The organism is Lysobacter tyrosinilyticus, assembly GCF_054779815.1.
This window is the reverse complement of record NZ_BAAGXN010000001.1, coordinates 1,267,253-1,283,996: the sequence shown is the minus strand read 5'-3', so window position 1 is coordinate 1,283,996 and position 16,744 is coordinate 1,267,253. Positions and strand designations below refer to the sequence as shown.

The following is a 16,744-nucleotide window of genomic DNA, read 5'->3' as shown; positions in this document are numbered from 1 at the left end:
AGACGTTCGGCTTCGAGACGTTCGGCTTCGAGACGTTCGGCTTCGAGACGTTCGGCTTCGAGACGTTCGGCTTCGAGACGTTCGGCTTCCGCCTGTGCAATCGCAGCAGAATCCTGCTCGGCAGCCACCTCGCTCGTGCCGGTATCGATCGTGAGGTCGAGCGGCTCGAAAACCAGCGGCGCCGCGGCGGCGGCCGGCTCGGCGGGCGTCAGACCCGCCGTACCGATGTCGGCGGCGAGATCGGCGAATTCGCGCATGTCGAACGAGGCCAAATCGGCCTCCTTCGGTTCAGCGGGTGCGGCCGGCGGCTCGTCGAACGTGATTTCTTCTTCGACCAGATGGTGCGAACGCGCCTCGGGGAGGCTGTCGCGCAGGACCTGCATGCGTGCGGCAAGGCCTTCGAAGCGCGGCACATGCGGCATGGGCAACTGCAGCCCTTCCATGGTGCCGCGGATGGCCGCAGCGACCTCGCCCATCGCGGCGACACCTTCGCCGGACGGCAGCATGCCCGCGGCGAGCAGGCGCTTGATATAAGTTTCGGTCGGCCCGGTGATCTCGGTGATCACCGGCACTTCGGTCATGGCGAACGCGCCATTGAGCGTGTGCACCGCGCGCTGCAGGGCTTCCGTCGCCGGTTCCGTCGCGTGCTGCGCAGCTTGCAGCCAGTCCTCGATCGTGACGAGGTGGCCGCCAACTTCACCCGCGAGGATTTCCAGCAGCACCGCGTCGACCGACGCGGGAACGCCAGGAATCACGGCCGGCTCGGCACGCACTGGCGCTGTCGCGACCTCGTCGTAGGTGGCTTCGGCGAGTTCCGGATGCAGGTCGCCGACGTTGATCGCGACGACCGCGGCGTCGGCGAGTTCGGGCACGGGTTCCACCACCGGCTGCGGTGCTGCAGCAGCACGCGGGGTGAAAATCGCTTCCTCGCCAGCGGCGAGGCGGTCGGCAACCGCTTCGATACCGGCGAGGTCGGCGGTGATCGCCGCTTCGCCGCGGAGCGCGGCATGCAGCTGCGGCAGCGCCTCGTACGCGTGGCCGACGAGGGCTACGACGGCGGGGCTGGCCGGGCGCGTGCCATCAAGCACGCGGTTGAGCATGTTCTCGACCTTCCAGCTGAACTCGCCGAGCGTCTTCGCGCCGACCAGGCGGCCACTGCCCTTGAGCGTGTGGAAGACGCGTCGGATCGGACGCATGCGTTCGGCATCGTCCGGCGTGGCACGCCACGGCGTCAGCAGTTCGCCGAGATTGGCGATTTCTTCCTGCAGTTCTTCCAGGAAGACTTCACGGATCTCGTCGTCGATATCGTCGCTGCGTTCGAAACCGCCGGCAGCGACAGCATCGGCGCTGGCGGCAACCGGGGCGGGTGCCGGAGCGGCCGGTTCTTCGATCGCCGGAGCGTGTTCGGGAGCAGACATCGCTTCCGGCGCATCGACCAGACTATGGGTCGGCGCAGCTGGCGGCGTCTGCGAAGCGCGCGCATGGGTGACGCCGCGGAACGGTTCGATCTTGCCGAAGTCGAGCGCGTCGGTGAGTTCCGGCGACAGTTCCAGCGCCTCGACGGTGGTGGCCGGCGCGCCGGTTTCCTCGATTGCCGGCAGCGGCCAGTAGCGCAGACGCTCCAGGGCATGGCGGGCGATCTCGAGGATCTCGTCGCGCGCGGGACGCTGGTCGCGCAGGGCTTCGAGGTAGTACTCCAGGCTGGCCAGGGCGTCGGCCATGGTGTCCAGCTGCTGGCTGTTCGGGACACGCTTGCGATTCAGCAGCTCGACTTCGACATAGCGCTTCACCGCGGTGAGGTACTCGGCGGGAAGCCCCTGCTCGAGCATGCGCAGCGCGCCGCCGACTTCATCCAGCAGGCGCGGGACTTCGCCCAGCTCGGCGTGTTCCCAACCCGTCTCGACGAAGGCGACGAAAGACTGGCGCGCGTCGCCGAAGTTGGCGATGGCTTCGCGCACGACGACGTCGAGAACCTTGTTGCGTTCGCCCGCGGCGAGGTCTTCCCCGGTACTCGAGTCGGGACGACCCAGGCGTGCCACCTGGTCGTCGAGCGAGGCATCGACATAAAGAAGTGCGCCCGCAACATCGAGCAGCGCGCCCTCGTCGGCGGCACGGCGGCCGGAGACGATTTCGCGCATCGCATCGCGCTGCTGCAGCACCACGTTGCGGGCGACGCCCAGGCCCATCATGCCCAATGTGTCGCTGACGCGGGTCAGTGCGTCGACCTGCGGACGCAGCTCATTGACGTCGGTCGAGCGCGTGCGCAGGTGCAGGTCTAGCGCGTCCTTGACGCGCAGGAGGTCTTCCTTGATCGCCGCCGAGACCGTGTCGAGCAGCGCGCGATTGCGGCCGCTGAGGCTGCCGCGCGCATGTTCGATTTCGTCTTCGCTCGGCATCTGGCCGGCGAGGTCGAAGGTCTGGCGCAGGCTGTTGAGCGCCGGGTGCTGACTCGCGCTGTGGGCGACGTGGTACAGCAGCTGACGGGTGGGTTCGGCTGCCGCGTCGGCACGCGGAGCACTGAACGCGAAGCTGTCTTCGACCAGCGTTTGCCGCGCTTCGCGCTCGACACCAGCGAAGGCCTGGCGCACACCACGATTGGCGGCAAGCGCGCCATCGCGCAAGGCGCCGGCCACCGACGAAGCGACCCACAGCATGCGGCGCAGCGGTTCGGTATCGACCTGGGCTAGCAATGCATCGATGGTCTTGGCGAGCAGCGGGGCATCGGCAGGCACGCCGTCTTCCGGCCAGGCGGCCAGCGCATCGCGCAGGGCACCGAGCTGGGTGTTGAGCTCGTCGCGTCCCGGCTTGGCAGCCGCGGGCGCGGGTGCCGGCAGGTTTTCCGGCAGCGGGCGATCCAGGTCGGGCGAGAACAACACGCTCTCGCTGAGGCCGGTTTCTCCACGCGTTGCACGCAGCTCGTTGAGCAGCGGCAACAGCACGATCGGGATGTCGCGATGACCGCCCTGGAGGCGCTCGAGATAGTCGGGCAACTGCACCACGCCGCGCATCAGCGCAGCGCAGGCTTCATCGCGATCGGCCACTTCGCCACGCAGCAGCGACAGCGACAACCGTTCCATTTCCTCGGCCACCATCGCCGGGGCGTACAGCTCGATCATGCGCAGCGTGCCGTGCACCTGGTGCATGTGCCCGGCGCAGGACTTCATGTGCGCGGTCTGCGCGGGGCTTTCAGCAAACGCCTCGATCTCCTCGCGCGCCAGGCGCAAGGTCGCATCGAGTTCGGGCTTGACCCAACCCAGGGTGGTCGTATCGATCGCGTCGCGCAACACGGTCATCGTGCGCCTCCGTGTTCGCGCGTCGCCACCGCGTCCACCGATACGGCGGGCGCGTGTGCGAGGCGATTTGCCATCAGGACGTCCATTACGTCATCGGTCCCGGTTGAGCTTAGGCGGGCAGCTTGAAGTCGGCGACCGAGCGGCGCAGATCGGCCGCCAGCTGCGCCAAGTTACCAATCGACTGCGCCGTCTGGCTCGCACCCTGCGAAGTCTGCGCCGTAATCGACTGGATGGTATTCATCGTCTGGGTGATGTTCGACGCCGCGCTGGACTGCTGCTTCGCCGCGGTCGAGATGCCCTGAATGAGGCCCGACAAGTCGGACGACACCTTTTCGATCTCGCCCAGCGCGGTACCCGCGTCTTCGGCGAGTCGCGCACCCGCGACCACTTCCGAGGTCGTCTGTTCCATCGAGGACACCGCTTCGTTGGTGTCGGACTGAATCGTCTGCACCAGCGTTTCGATTCGCTTGGTCGCGTTCGAGGCGCGTTCTGCGAGTCGCTGCACTTCGTCCGCCACCACCGCGAAGCCGCGGCCCGCTTCACCGGCCGAGGCCGCCTGAATTGCCGCGTTCAGCGCCAGGATGTTGGTCTGTTCCGAGATGTCGTTAATCAGTTCCACGATCGAGCCGATTTCCTGCGACGACTCACCCAGTCGCTTGATTCGCTTCGAGGTTTCCTGGATCTGGTCGCGAATCGAGTCCATGCCCGCGATCGTCTGGCGCACCACGCCGGCACCCTTGGTCGCGATCTGCACCGAGCGCTGCGCCACGTCCGCGGATTCGGCGGAGTTCTTCGAAACCTGATCGATGCTCGCCGCGATTTCGCTGATGCGGTCCGAAGCGGAGTTGATTTCCTGCGCCTGGTGTTCCGCGGCTTCGGCGAGGTGCATGGCGGTCGCCTGCGTTTCCTGCGCGCTGGAGGCCACCTGCACCGAGGTGTCGGTAATCGTCTGCACCAGGCTGCGCAGCTGTTCGACGGCGAAGTTGATCGAGTCCGCGATCGCGCCGGTCATGTCCTCGGTCACGGTCGCCTTTACGGTCAGGTCGCCTTCTGCGAGCGAACCCATTTCGTCCAGCAGGCGCATGATCGCCTCCTGGTTACGGTCGTTGAGTTCCTTGGTGGTCTGGTAGCGCTTCTGCTGCGCGCGGTTCAACGAGAACAGCAAGCCGGCGATGGCGATGATCGCCGCGATACCCGACAGCACCGAAATCAGGATGTGGCCGAGCGGATTCTTGCTGCGCACCGAACCGAACGCGGTCAGCGAGCGGAACAGCGACTCGCTCTGGCCCAGCAGGGTGTTGGATTCGCTGGTGATCGTGCCGGCCGCGGCCTGCGCGGTGAACAGGTTCTTGGAACCGGACGTGATCGCGTCCAGGTCCTTTTTCATCTCGGTCCACAGCGCCTCGGCCTGGCCGAGCGCGGCGAGCGCGCCGCCATTGGACAGCTTGCTGACCTGCATCGGCTCATTGCCGTTACGCAGGCCGGCCAGCACGGTGCTGAACACGGTCGCGGTACGGGCCAGCTGGTCACCAGCCACCGAAGCACCGCCGCCACCGGCGCGCATCGCGGTGATGTTCTTGTCCATCTGTCCGGCAAGCACGTTCTGGCGCAGGGCGAGGTAGACCTGCGAAGCCGGCGAACCGCTCGAGGACATCGCGCGCACCAGTTCGTCCAGGCGCGCCTGAAGCTGCGGCACCTTGGCCGAGAAGCTGTCCGCCTTGCCGGCCAGTCCGGTCACTGCGCCTTCGGATGCGATGACCTGGTCGGCGTTCTTGCCCACCAGGTCCCAGGTGCCGGACACCTTCTCGATATCGCCCGACACGCCCAGCTCGTTGCCGAAGCGGTCGTTGAGCTGCTGGACGTCGGAGTCCATCTGGGCCTTGGTGGCCTTGAAGGCCGCGTAGGCCTCCTTGTCACCGCCCACCGCTTCGGCGCCCTGCACCGCGAGTCGCTGCGAATTCACCTGCAGCGAGGAAGCGGACGAACTGGCACCGGCCAGGCGCGAGCCCTTCCAGGTGGCGTAACCGGCGTTGACGCCGAAGATGACCACCGAGATGCCGAGGATCGTCAACCAGGTATTGACGCCGAGGCCGCGGCCCTTGGGATTCATCACAGTGCTCATGGTTCAACCTCGTTGGGATTGCTGCTTGCGTGTTGCTGGTTGGTAGGTGGCGTCAGCCGGCGGCTTGACGGAATTCAGGGGTGCGGGCCAGCCGGTCCAGGCTGAAAACGCCCCAATGATGCTGGTCGATGCGATAAGCGCGATCGACGAAATTCGTATAGCGACCCTGGTACAGCGGCTGCTCGATGGATTCGAGATCCACCTTCTGCGGCTCATTGAAGCTGCGCTGGCCGTACAGCTCGTCGATCAGCACGGCGACATCGCCGCCGGGCTGACGGACCAGCAGCACGCGCTGGCTTTCATGCACCACGGTGCGCTCGCCCTCGAGGAACTGCTTGAGATCGACGATGGGCAGCAGATTGCCGCGCACGTTGGCCACGCCGAGCATCCACGGCTGCGCACCGGGAACAGGCGTGATCTGCGGCAGCGGCAGGATTTCGCGGACCTCATCGAAGCCGGAGGCCAGGCGATGCGAGCCGACGCGATAGCCCACGCCGCGCCACAGACCGGGCGCGTCGAGCTGTTCGGGCAGGCCGGCGACGTGTTCGAGGCTGCGACGTTCGTAGTCGGCCAGCAGATCGAACGGGCCGAGCGTGGACACTTGCCGGCTCATGGAAACTTGCTCACTCAGTGACCCAGGACCGCGTTGATGCGGGCAATCAGTTCGGCCTCACGCGGCGGCTTGACGATGTAGTCGCGTGCGCCCTGGCGCATGCCCCAGGCCTTGTCGGTGTCCATGTCCTTGGTGCTGACGATCAAGACCGGGATGGCGCTGGTCGCCGCGTCGCGCGACAGCGCGCGCGTGGCCTGGAAGCCGTTCATGCCCGGAAGCACCACATCCATGATGACGAGGTCGGGCAATTCGCGCTTGGCGGCGGCGATGCCATCTTCGGCGCTGCCTGACGCGAGGACCTGATGTCCATTGCGCTCGAGCAGCTGGGTGAGGACCGCCACATCGGTCGGCGAATCCTCGATCAGCAGAATGCGTGCCATTGGTGCCTTACCCCCCGGTCAGGCGTGTACGTGATTGCGAATCGCGTCGAGGAGTTCCTCACGCGTAAAAGGCTTGGTCAGGTATTGCTCGGAGCCGACGATGCGGCCGCGGGCCTTGTCAAACAAACCGTCCTTGGACGACAGCATAATGACCGGCGTGTTCTTGAACAGATGATTGTTCTTGATCAACGCGCAGGTCTGGTACCCGTCCAGACGCGGCATCATGATGTCGACGAAGATGATCTGCGGTTGCTGGTCGGCGATCTTGGCCAGGGCCTCGAAGCCGTCGGTCGCAGTCACAACCTCGCAACCCTCGCGCTTGAGCAGGGTCTCTGCCGTACGGCGAATGGTCTTGGAATCGTCAATCACCATGACCTTCAAACCGTCGAGGTTGCCGTTGCGACCCTCTTGCATGCTCTCAATCCCCTGTGCGATCTCGGCGGCCTCCGCACGTCGCGAAGTACCTTTATTTCAAGCATAGCGCGTACTGTCAAGCGCGGGTATTCGTACCCATGTCCCTGAATGTGCCGAGGTGCACAATCGCGACCCGGTTTGCACTTGCACTGCCGGAACGTGACGTTTTGCGGCACACATGGAGCCACCCGGGACCCTGGCTGCTACCATCCCGGCACCGCTTTCACAGCTGCCGATATGCCCTCGCAACCGGGTGCCGACATAGTTGTAGTGATGGATCCGATCGGGTCCATCAAGATCGCCAAGGACTCTACTTTTGCCATGCTGCTCGAAGGCCAGCGCCGGGGCCATCGGCTCTGGTACGTGCGCCCGGGTGGCCTGCGTATGGTCGACGGACAGGCACAGGCGACGGTCGCGTCGCTCGCCGTGAAGGACGACCCCAGCGGGTGGTACGAACTGGGCGAATGGACCCCGTGGGTCTTCGGTCCCGGGCAGGTCGTGCTGATGCGCAAGGACCCACCGGTCGATACCGCGTACCTCAACGACACCCACATCTTGGGATTGGCCCAGCGGGCCGGCGCCCTACTCGTCAACGATCCGCAGGGCCTGCGCGACATGAACGAGAAGCTGGCCGCGCTGGAATTCCCGCAGTGCATTCCGCCGACCGTGGTCAGTCGCGAAGCCGGCGTGCTCAAGGCCTTCGTGGCCCAGCACGGCGACGCAGTGCTCAAGCCGCTGGACGGCATGGGCGGGCGCTCGATCTTCCGGGTCCGGGCCGGCGACCCCAACACCAATGTGATCCTCGAGACCCTGACCGCGGGCGGCCGTGAACTCGCCATGGCCCAGCGCTACCTTCCGGAAATCAGCGAAGGCGACAAGCGCATCCTGCTGATCGACGGCGTGCCGGTGGACTACTGCCTCGCCCGCATCCCGCAGGGCGACGAGTTCCGCGGCAACCTGGCCGCCGGGGGCAAGGGCCGCGGCCAGCCGCTGAGCGACCGTGACCGTTGGATCGCCGCCCAGGTCGGACCGGAGCTCAAGCGCCGCGGCATGGTCTTCGTCGGCCTGGATGTGATCGGGGACTACCTCACTGAGGTCAACGTCACCAGCCCGACCTGCATCCGCGAGATCGATGCCCAGTTCGGCATCAACATCGCCGGGATGTTGTTCGACGCGATCGAGCAGAAACTGGCGGCATGAGCACGGTCGCCGCCCGCATCCCGCCCCACCCCGGCGAATACGCCCTGGGGGAGAGCCGCCGCATCAGCGCGACGATGGTGCTGTCGGTGCTGGTGCACGGCATGCTGTTGCTCGGCGTCGGCTGGGCGGTGGAAAGCGCGGCGCCGATCATGCCCACGCTGGACGTGATCCTGACCGAGACCACTTCGCCGCTTACGAAGAAGCAGGCCGACTTCCTCGCCCAGGCGACCAACCAGGGCGGCGGCGAACACGAGAAGACCACCCGGCCGCGCGAGACCCAGTCCGGACCCGCGCCCCAGCCCGAACCGGGCATCGCCCCGCGCACCCTGCGGGCGCAGTCCCCTGCCCCGCAGCCCGCCCCGCAGGACCGGGTGGTGAGCACGCTGCAGAGCGAAACCCAGGTCGCCAAGGCCCAGGCCACGCCGCCCCCGGATGAGCAGGTCCTGCCTCCTGGCCGCGAAAAGATCGCCCGCGACATGGCGATGGCGCGCCTGGCCGCGGAGATCCATCTGCGTTCGGAGCAGTACGCCAAGCGACCCAAGCGCAAGTTCGTCTCGGCGAGCACCACCGAGTACGCCTGGGCCGGCTACCTGAGCGAATGGGTCAAGCGCGTGGAGCGGGTGGGCAACCTCAACTACCCGGACGAGGCACGTCGCCGCCACCTCGCGGGCAAGGTCGTCATCACCATCGCGATCCGCCGTAACGGCACGGTCGAACGCGCCCAGGTGATCCAGTCCAGCGGCATACCGCTCCTGGACTCCTCGGCCCTGCGCATCGCGAAGCTGGCCGAGCCCTACGCCGCGCTGCCCAAGACCGAGGAAGATCCGGACATCCTGCACGTCACCCGCACCTGGCTGTTCATGCCGGGCGGCGAGCTGATCGACGACTGAGCCGGTTCTTGTAGAGCGGAGCTTGCTCCGCTGCTCTTCCAACCGCGCAGAGCAACAGCAGCGGAGCAAGCTCCGCTCTACAACGCGGTCAGGCGTGCGGCGGATCGCTCAGAGCTCCTTCCAGACGAACCCCTCGCCGGTGCGCCAATAGACCCGCGTCGCTCGGGCGTACAACGACTTGGCCGGCACCAGGCCGAAGAAGCGACCATCCTCGCTGTTGCCGCGATGGTCGCCCATCAACAACACCTGACCTTCGGGAATGGTCGAGTCGAGCACGTCCGGTCCGCCGCCCCGATCGAGATTGAGCCTTGCGCGCCGCGCACCGAATCTCTCGATATCTGGCGCCACCTCGGTCGCCATGGCCACGCCATTGATCGACAGGTGGCCATCCACCAGGGTCACCCGATCACCACCGACGGCAACCACCCGCTTGATCAGGCGCGTGCCGTCGGCCGGCGACTTCAGCAGTGCGATGTCTCCGCGCTGCGGCTGGCCACGCTCGACCAGCGTGATGTCGGTGAACGGAACGCGCAGGCCATAGGCCGACATGTCGACCACGACGCGGTCGCCCGGCATCAGCGTGTACTCCATTGAGCCGCTGGGCACGGTGTAGTGATTGGCGAACGACGTGCGGGCGATGGTCAACAGCGTCAGCATCAACAACAGCGACTTGCCTTCGCGCCGGAACCAGCCGCGCGTATCACGCGTTTCATTTCTCGTCTTCGCCATGATCGTCTCTCCTTGGTTGCAGAAGAGGACCGGCGTATCGACGCAGAGTTCCCGCCCGGGTTATGGGCCGGAAGTCACATGCGATGTGTCAGTGCTTCGGGGACGGAGGCTTGATCGGCGACTGCCGAGCGTGCGGCCCGATACGCACGCGTCCGGGATGGCGTGCGATGTCCTGCCACGGCAGTACCGACCATTCCGGGTACTCGCAGTTCCGGGCCGCACGCGCGAAGCTCGGTCCGAGATACAGGCCGTCGTCGCGCACATACCAGGACACGAACTTCCAGACCTGGGGATCGGTGTAGTCGCAGTCGTAGTCTTCCGTCGGCTCGACATCGTTCGGATAGCGTTTGGCCATCGTGACCTGCAACCAGGGACCGAGCACGTTGTCGCGGTATTCCAAGAATGCTTTCTCGGTCGCCCCCTCGAAGCGCGGCGGCACGCCCTTGCCGAGCCAGAGCACGTCTTCGAGTTCCAGCACGCTGCCCGTGCGCGGATCGATGTTGAGCGGCGCGTCGCCGAAATCCGGATGCGCGCCACCGCAGTAATAGCTGGCAGACAAGCTGACGCTGATGATCGTGGCATCGATCCGGCGCAACGTGGTGGTCAGGTCGTACTCCTCTGCGCGCGGATTTCCCAGACACTCCATCGCGTTGCTGATCTGCTGCCATTGCCGCTCGCGCAACCGGTCGTTGACGCGTTGCCGCTCGGCTTCGGGATAGCCGGATACCACCTGGAACAGCGCGACCTTGGTACGTGGCTCTTCGAACCATTGCAGGCGGTACGCGCCGACCGTCTGTGCTACACCCGGCTCGAGCCGCAGCGCGGCGATGCGCAGGTATTCGTAAGGATCGTCGCGGAGCAGTTTCAAGCGCTCACGATCATTAACCTTGGCGGCGCTGAAACGCGAGAGCCGGATCGGCAGGCGACGCCCGTCGACTCCGACCCACTCGCCACGCAGTTCGCCGGCGGTCGACGTGTCGAGCACCCACTCGGGCCCCTTGGCGTCATCCTCGCCCGGCTCCCGCACACGCAGAGTCGTCCCCGATCGCTGCCCCTCGAGCGTGATGTCGCTCAGATGGCGCGTATAGAAATAGCGACCAAAGACCGTATCGCTCTGAGGGTCCAACTCGACCGCGATGGCCGCGGTTCCCAACGTGCCGCGCCAGACCGGCTCCGCCGCCTGAACCAGCGTCGGCAGCACCAGCAAAATGCACGCGCACAGTCCCCGCACGAACCGGATCATTCGCTACTTCCTTGAATCACGCAGTGCCTGCTGCTCGGCGATGGTCAATGCGACGTTATCGCGCAGGTAGGCCGGCTCAGCGCGCTCGGCTGCAACCGCTTCGCCGCGCGCATAGGCGAGCGCGCCCAGGCGCGCCACATCCGCGGCATGCGGAAGCGCAGCGGCGTCGATCGATGCAAACCGCGACCCCAGCCGGGCCGCGAGAATGCCCTCGCCCGCCGCGAAACCGGTACCGACGCCGGACCAGCCGTCGCGATCATCCGGCAAAGAGACGGCTTCTGGGACGACGACGCGTTCGTCCGACAAGGCGATCGCATCGCCATCACGCAATTCGAACGCGGCGGCATAGACCTCGCCCATGCGCGCATCGATCGCCGCCAGCACACGCGGCCCGGAGGCCTGCAGCGCCAGTGTCGCCAGCGTGGAAACCGGCACCACCGGGCGGTCGAGCGCCAGCGCGATGCCCTGCCCGATCGCGATCGCGAGACGCACGCCGGTAAAGGCGCCAGGGCCGCGACCGATCGCGATCGCATCCAGCTGCGACTTCTTCACCGCGGCTTCGGCGAGCAGCTGTTCGGCCCAGGGCAGCGTGAGCTCGGCATGGCGTCGCGGCGCGATCTCGAAGCGCTCGCGCACCTCGCCGTCGAGCCAGAGAGCGACGGAACACGCTTCGGTGGAGGTTTCGATGGCGAGGAGTTTCATGGTGCGGACATTATGACGGCAGGTGCCTCCGCCGCGCCTTGTAGAGCGGAGCTTGCTCCGCTGCTTTTTTGCCAGCGCGTCTCGTAGGGCAGCGGAGCAAGCTCCGCTCTACAGAGATGAAGACGGTACAGGAGCTGGTTCCGGAGCAAAAAACGCCGCGACATCCTCGATGCGCCGGGTTTTCGGCAACGGTGGCAGCGAATCCAGGAACACCTTGCCGTAGCTCTTGGATGTGATGCGCGGGTCACACAGCACCAGCACGCCACGATCGCTCTCGCTGCGAATCAAGCGCCCGGCGCCCTGCTTGAGCGCGATCACCGCCTGCGGCAGTTGTTCGTCGCGGAAGGGATTGCCGCCGTTGCGGCGGATCGCTTCCAGCCGCGCCTCGAACACCGGATCGTCCGGCGCCGCGAACGGCAGCTTGTCGATGATCACCACGCTGAGCGCCTCGCCGGCGACGTCGACACCTTCGCGGAAACTCGCCGCGCCGAGCAGCACACCGTTGCCCGACGCGCGGAAACGCTCGAGCAATACCGGCCGCGGCGCCTCGCCCTGTACGAACAGCGGCCACGGACCGCCGCGCAGCAATTCCGCCGCCTCGCGCAGCGCGCGATGCGAGGCGAACAGAATGAAGGCACGGCCGTTGGAGGCTTCCAGCACCGGCCGCAGCTTGTCTATCAGGCTGTCGCTGTAGTGGCGCACGATGGGATCGGGCAACCCGGTCGGCAGATAGCACAGCGCCTGTTGCGGCCAGTCGAACGGACTCGGCGCAAGCAGCGTGCGCGGATCGTGCAGACCCAGCTTGATGGCGTAATGGTCGAAGCGGCCGCCGACCGCCAGCGTCGCCGACGTGAATACCCATGCTGCATGCGAACGTTCGCGATGCTGGGCCAGTGGGCCCGCGACATCCAACGGCGTGCGACTGAGCCGGAAACCGCGTGCGGTCAGCTCGTACCAGTGCACGCCCGTATCTTCGGGCCGATCGCGCGATTCGGCCACGTCGTCACCCGCTTCCGGATCGAGCGGCATGTCGAAGTCGCTTTCGTCGTCGGGCAAGGCGCGTTCACCACGCCAGCGCCGCAGTCGACTCAGGAACTCCTGCGCGCGTGCCGCGCAGCCGTCGAAGCCAGGCGAGGTTTCGTGCAAGGGTTGCAGCACCGCATGCAGATGCTCAAGCGCGGCATCGAGCACCTCGAAGGCCTGCTCCGCCGCTTCCAGTTCGCCCGCACGACGACGTGTGCCGCGCATGGGCAACTCGTCCATCGCCGCACGCAAGGCGCGTACGGCCTGTTCGAGGTCACGCGCCGGCCCTTGTACCGCCGCGAGCGAACCGCTGACGCCTTTGCATTCGGCGATCGAATCGCGCGCCAGTTCGACCAGCGGTCGCGCACTCAGCGCCTCGCCGAAGAATTGCGCAGCGAGGTCGGGCAGCTGGTGCGCCTCGTCGACGACGAACGCCTGCGCACCCGGCAGGATCTCGCCGAAGCCTTCCTGCTTGAGCGCCAGGTCCGCGAGCAGCAGATGGTGATTCACCACAACCACATCTGCCGCTTGCGCACGCTGCCGCGCCTGCACGACGAAACAGTCGCCGAAGAACGGGCACTCGCTGCCCAGGCAGTTGTCGGTGGTGGACGTCACCATCGCCAGCAGCGGCGAATCCTCGGGCAGCGCTTCGAGTTCGGCGAGATCGCCCATGCGGGTGCGCCCGCTCCACGCGACGATGCGCTGGAACTGCGCGATCTGGTCGCGGGTGCTGAACTTCGGCTCGCCCTTGGCCTGGTTCATCCGGTACAGGCACAGGTAGTTCGCCCGCCCCTTCAGCAACGCGGTCTTCAGGCCTTTGCCCAGTGCATCGCGCACGCGCGGCAGGTCGCGGTGATAGAGCTGGTCCTGGAGCGCGCGCGTGCCAGTGGAAACGATGGTCTTCATTCCCGACAGCAGCGCGGGAACGAGGTAAGCGAAGGTCTTGCCGGTGCCGGTACCGGCCTCGGCGATCAGCGTGCCGCGCGTTTCGAAGGCGTCAGCGATCGCCGCCGACAGATCCTGCTGCGCGGCACGCGGCGCGAAGGCGTCGATTTTCGTGGCGAGCTCGCCACCCTCGCTCAAGGCTGCGCGGCTGGCTTCGGCAAGACGGCTGGTCATGCAACTTCCTGTCAAAAACGATTCGGCGCACCGACGGTGCATGCTTCGCGCCGACTGCGCGCGTCGCGCGCCTGCGCGGCGGCCTCGCCCACGCGCGCCACGGCCTGCGCATAGCTTTCGTCACGCCGGATGGTGCGGTCGTTCGCACGCAGCTGCGCGGTCTGCAGCAAGGTCTCCCAATGCCGGCGACACAGGGGGCCGGTGGTCGAACCCAGGGCGATCGCCTGCTTCGCGAGCTGCTCGGCCTGCGCCTGCTCATGCAATAGCAGTGCCAGTTCGGCGCGGTCCTGCAGCAGCGCCGGATCCTCGGCATTGAGCTGCATCGCGCGGTCGAGCAGGTCGGCCGCGCCGCGATACATGTGCTTGGCTTCGAGCTGCGTGGCTTGCTGGCGCAGGTCCTCGACCTGCGGATCGCGCAGCGGCTGGACATCGAGTTCGCTCGAACTCGCAACCCCTGCCGCACGAATCGTCTTCACCAGCGCCTCGGCGTCGAACAGCGGTGCCGCTGGCTTGGGCGGCGGCGAAGCGCAGGCGGCCAGCGCCAGCGTTGCCAGCAACGCCATCCGCTTCGCCTGTCGCATCCGCCCGGTCTGCATCACTGCTGATCCGGCGGCGGCGCCGCTTCCTTCTGTTCTTCCTCGTCATCGCGACCGATTCCGAACCAGTCGCGCCAGCCGCCGCTTTCGGCCTCCGGCTGCGGCGTCGGGCAAGGCGCGTACTGCGGCGCGAAACCGGCGACGAAGGGAATGCGGCGTGCGCCGACGCAGTCGGCGTCGGTGGTGTTGTCGCCTGCGACCCACTGCCAGTCGAGACCCTTGTCGCCGACCTGCAGCGGAGCGCTGGGCAGGCGCGAGAAGATCGCCGACCACACGCGCATCGCGCCGGTGGCGCCGTAGAGGCCGGTTTCCTTGTTCTGGTCGTTGCCGACCCAGATCACCGCGAGATGATCACCGGTCCAGCCGGCGAACCAGCTGTCGCGGCCGTCGTTGCTGGTACCGGTCTTGCCCGCGGCATTGAGGCGACCAAGGCCGTCGCGCATCAGCGGCGCTGCGGTGCCGCTAGTAACGGTGTGCTGTCCGGCAATGGTGATCAGGCGGGCGGCGATGGCGTCGCCTTCCTGTGCCGGTGCCGGCTTGACGTCGTAGCGCTTGAGCGCGCGCCCACTGGCGTCGAGCACGCCGCGCACCGCGTGCAGCGGCTGCACTTGCCCACCGCTGGCGAGGAACTGGTACAGCTGCGCCATCGCATACGGGCTCTGGTCGACTGCGCCGAGGATCAGCGACGGCCGCGGCTCGGCCTGGATGCCGGCTAGGGTCTTGATCAGATCGGCGAGACGTTCGGGCGCGACCTTCATGCCTACGCGCACGGTGGCCTGGTTGTAGGACAGCGCCAGCGCATCAATCAGGCGCACGCTGCCATGACTGCGGCCTTCGGAATTACCCGGGCTCCACTGCTTGCCACGGCCGAGATCCACCGTGACCGGAGAATCGTCGACATAGGTCGCCAGCGAATACTGCTCCGGCGTCGCCAGCGCGAGCAGGTACACAAACGGCTTCAGCAGCGAACCGACCGGTCGCTGCGCTTCCACCGCTCGGTTGAAACCGTGCTCGCTGTAAAGGCGGCTGCCGACCACGGCGACGACTTCGCCGTTGTGCACGTCGGTGACGACCAGGCCGGTCTGCAGCGGCGGACGGCGCTTGCTGTCCAGGCTCTTGAGGGTGCGCGTCACCGCGCCTTCGGCGAAGGCCTGCGCGGACGGCGACATCCCGGTCATCACGCTCAGGCCCGCACCGGCGAGCTGGTCGGCGGGATAGTCGCGCGCCAGCTGGCGACGGACCAGGTCGACGTAGGCGGGGAACCGGTTCGGCGCCAGGGTGCCGGCGGCTTCAGTGACGCCCAGCGGCGCCTTCAGCGCGCGCTGGTATTCCTTCTCATCGATCAGATTGGTTTCGCGGAATTCGCCCAGGGCGAAATTGCGTCGATCCAGTGCCGCCGCGGGATGACGGCGTGGGTCGTACGCGGACGGCCCCTTGACGATGCCGACCAGCAAGGCGATCTGCTCGGTGTTGAGATCGCGCAGATCGCGGCCAAACCAGAATTCGGACGCCGCGGCCACGCCATGGATGGCCTGCGAGCCGCGCTGGCCCATGTAGACCTGGTTGAGATAGGCCTCGAGGATGTCGCGCTTCTCATAGCGCGCATCGATGATCAGCGCGTACAGGATTTCCTTGCCCTTGCGGGTCCAGGTCTGCTCCTTGCCGATGCCGAGCAGGCCGCTGCGCGCGAGCTGCTGGGTCAGCGTGCTGGCGCCCTGCTTGCGGCCGGTCGCGGTCTTGAACGCCGCGCGCAGCATGCCGCTGAAGTCGATGCCGATGTGGTGGTTGAAGTCGCGGTCCTCGACCGCCTGCAGGCCGGTGACCAGCAGCTCGGGGACTTCCTCGATGCGGACCAGGCGGCGTTCTTCCTGCTTCTGGCCGTAGAGCGTGGCGATACGCGCCGGATCCAGGCGTGCCGCCTTCAGCCGGTCCTTGCTGGCGACATCGCGCACGCTGGCGACGCGACCACCGGAGAGCACCACGTCGAGGCGCTTTGCGGGGACCGCGCCGTCGACGTCGTTGAAGCCGCGACTGGATATCTTCCAGTGCCCGCCTTCCAACGCGTAGCTGCCTTCACGGGCGCCGTCGCCTTCGTGGTAGCCGGCGGCATCGAGTTCGGTCTTCAGCGTCCGCGTGTCCAGCACCAGGCCGGACTTGAGTTCGAGCGGGCGCGCGTACACGCGGGTCGGGATCTGCCACGTCAGGCGGCCGAAGCGTTCGGTCACCTGGTGGTTCAGGTAGACGACGTACGGAATCAGGAAGCCCAGCCCGAGGCCCATCGCCGCGAGCGTCCACGTGACCAGGCGGCGCTTCCATAGTCCGGATTGAGCGGCTTCGTCCTGAGCGCCGTCGTCGTCTTCGTCGTAATCGATTGCCACTGGATGCCAGAATAGGTGGGCTGGGCCCGAACCGGGCGAGTC

Annotated in this window: 13 protein-coding genes; 2 read left to right on the top strand and 11 right to left on the bottom strand. The window is 66.8% G+C overall.

What is annotated here, in order from left to right:
- From ACYVGK_RS05475 to pilG, 5 genes are all read right to left on the bottom strand, one after another.
- A partial coding sequence (locus tag ACYVGK_RS05475; protein WP_460732229.1) for an Hpt domain-containing protein occupies positions 1 to 3,293 on the bottom strand: 3,293 nt, incomplete at its 3' end.
- A 109-nt stretch (positions 3,294 to 3,402) separates the two neighbouring features.
- Positions 3,403 to 5,415, bottom strand: coding sequence for a methyl-accepting chemotaxis protein (locus ACYVGK_RS05470; protein WP_460732228.1), 2,013 nt, complete (start codon positions 5,413 to 5,415; stop codon positions 3,403 to 3,405).
- 52 nt (positions 5,416 to 5,467) lie between these two features.
- A complete protein-coding gene (locus tag ACYVGK_RS05465; RefSeq protein WP_460732227.1) occupies positions 5,468 to 6,028 on the bottom strand; it encodes a chemotaxis protein CheW in 561 nt (186 codons plus the stop codon).
- 14 nt (positions 6,029 to 6,042) lie between these two features.
- On the bottom strand, positions 6,043 to 6,408 hold the full coding sequence (locus ACYVGK_RS05460) for a response regulator transcription factor (protein WP_460732226.1): 366 nt from the start codon (positions 6,406 to 6,408) through the stop codon (positions 6,043 to 6,045).
- A gap of 18 nt (positions 6,409 to 6,426) precedes the next feature.
- Positions 6,427 to 6,822 carry a twitching motility response regulator PilG gene (gene pilG / locus ACYVGK_RS05455; RefSeq protein ID WP_460732225.1) on the bottom strand — a complete coding sequence of 132 codons (396 nt, stop codon included), beginning with the start codon at positions 6,820 to 6,822 and terminating at the stop codon, positions 6,427 to 6,429.
- A gap of 237 nt (positions 6,823 to 7,059) precedes the next feature.
- On the opposite strand from pilG, the gene gshB reads away from it, so the two are divergent.
- Both gshB and ACYVGK_RS05445 read left to right on the top strand, forming a co-directional pair.
- The gene (gene gshB, locus ACYVGK_RS05450; RefSeq protein WP_460732224.1) at positions 7,060 to 8,022 is read left to right on the top strand and encodes a glutathione synthase; all 963 of its coding nucleotides are present in this window, start codon (positions 7,060 to 7,062) and stop codon (positions 8,020 to 8,022) included.
- Positions 8,019 to 8,912: an energy transducer TonB gene (locus ACYVGK_RS05445; RefSeq protein ID WP_460732223.1), complete on the top strand. Its 894-nt coding sequence runs from the start codon at positions 8,019 to 8,021 to the stop codon at positions 8,910 to 8,912. The genes gshB and ACYVGK_RS05445 overlap by 4 nt, the downstream gene beginning before the upstream one ends.
- 108 nt (positions 8,913 to 9,020) lie before the next feature.
- On the opposite strand, the gene lepB is transcribed toward ACYVGK_RS05445, so the two are convergent.
- The 6 genes from lepB to mrcB all read right to left on the bottom strand — a co-directional run bounded on the left by lepB (position 9,021) and on the right by mrcB (position 16,702).
- A complete protein-coding gene (gene lepB, locus ACYVGK_RS05440) occupies positions 9,021 to 9,641 on the bottom strand; it encodes a signal peptidase I (RefSeq protein ID WP_460732222.1) in 621 nt (206 codons plus the stop codon).
- Between the two features lie 88 nt (positions 9,642 to 9,729).
- Complete coding sequence (locus ACYVGK_RS05435; protein ID WP_460732221.1) at positions 9,730 to 10,884, bottom strand: hypothetical protein; 1,155 nt, start codon at positions 10,882 to 10,884, stop codon at positions 9,730 to 9,732.
- A gap of 3 nt (positions 10,885 to 10,887) precedes the next feature.
- The gene (gene tsaB / locus ACYVGK_RS05430; protein WP_460732220.1) at positions 10,888 to 11,586 is read right to left on the bottom strand and encodes a tRNA (adenosine(37)-N6)-threonylcarbamoyltransferase complex dimerization subunit type 1 TsaB; all 699 of its coding nucleotides are present in this window, start codon (positions 11,584 to 11,586) and stop codon (positions 10,888 to 10,890) included.
- Between the two features lie 108 nt (positions 11,587 to 11,694).
- Positions 11,695 to 13,728, bottom strand: a complete 2,034-nt coding sequence (locus ACYVGK_RS05425) for an ATP-dependent DNA helicase (RefSeq protein WP_460732219.1) — start codon at positions 13,726 to 13,728, stop codon at positions 11,695 to 11,697.
- Positions 13,729 to 13,739: 11 nt separating this feature from the next.
- Positions 13,740 to 14,291: a hypothetical protein gene (locus ACYVGK_RS05420; protein ID WP_460732218.1), complete on the bottom strand. Its 552-nt coding sequence runs from the start codon at positions 14,289 to 14,291 to the stop codon at positions 13,740 to 13,742.
- A gap of 32 nt (positions 14,292 to 14,323) precedes the next feature.
- Entirely contained in the window at positions 14,324 to 16,702 is a 2,379-nt protein-coding gene (mrcB, locus tag ACYVGK_RS05415) for a penicillin-binding protein 1B (protein ID WP_460732217.1), read from the bottom strand.
- Positions 16,703 to 16,744 lie beyond the last annotated feature (42 nt).

What these genes read in the sequence shown, in the direction of transcription:
- ACYVGK_RS05470 (WP_460732228.1), bottom strand. Translation starts at nt 5,415, where the DNA reads ATGAGCACTGTGATGAATCCCAAGGGCCGCGGCCTCGGCGTCAATACC.
- ACYVGK_RS05465 (WP_460732227.1), bottom strand. Translation starts at nt 6,028, where the DNA reads ATGAGCCGGCAAGTGTCCACGCTCGGCCCGTTCGATCTGCTGGCCGAC.
- ACYVGK_RS05460 (WP_460732226.1), bottom strand. Translation starts at nt 6,408, where the DNA reads ATGGCACGCATTCTGCTGATCGAGGATTCGCCGACCGATGTGGCGGTC.
- pilG (WP_460732225.1), bottom strand. Translation starts at nt 6,822, where the DNA reads ATGCAAGAGGGTCGCAACGGCAACCTCGACGGTTTGAAGGTCATGGTG.
- gshB (WP_460732224.1), top strand. Translation starts at nt 7,060, where the DNA reads ATGCCCTCGCAACCGGGTGCCGACATAGTTGTAGTGATGGATCCGATC.
- ACYVGK_RS05445 (WP_460732223.1), top strand. Translation starts at nt 8,019, where the DNA reads ATGAGCACGGTCGCCGCCCGCATCCCGCCCCACCCCGGCGAATACGCC.
- lepB (WP_460732222.1), bottom strand. Translation starts at nt 9,641, where the DNA reads ATGGCGAAGACGAGAAATGAAACGCGTGATACGCGCGGCTGGTTCCGG.
- ACYVGK_RS05435 (WP_460732221.1), bottom strand. Translation starts at nt 10,884, where the DNA reads ATGATCCGGTTCGTGCGGGGACTGTGCGCGTGCATTTTGCTGGTGCTG.
- tsaB (WP_460732220.1), bottom strand. Translation starts at nt 11,586, where the DNA reads ATGAAACTCCTCGCCATCGAAACCTCCACCGAAGCGTGTTCCGTCGCT.
- ACYVGK_RS05425 (WP_460732219.1), bottom strand. Translation starts at nt 13,728, where the DNA reads ATGACCAGCCGTCTTGCCGAAGCCAGCCGCGCAGCCTTGAGCGAGGGT.
- ACYVGK_RS05420 (WP_460732218.1), bottom strand. Translation starts at nt 14,291, where the DNA reads ATGGCGTTGCTGGCAACGCTGGCGCTGGCCGCCTGCGCTTCGCCGCCG.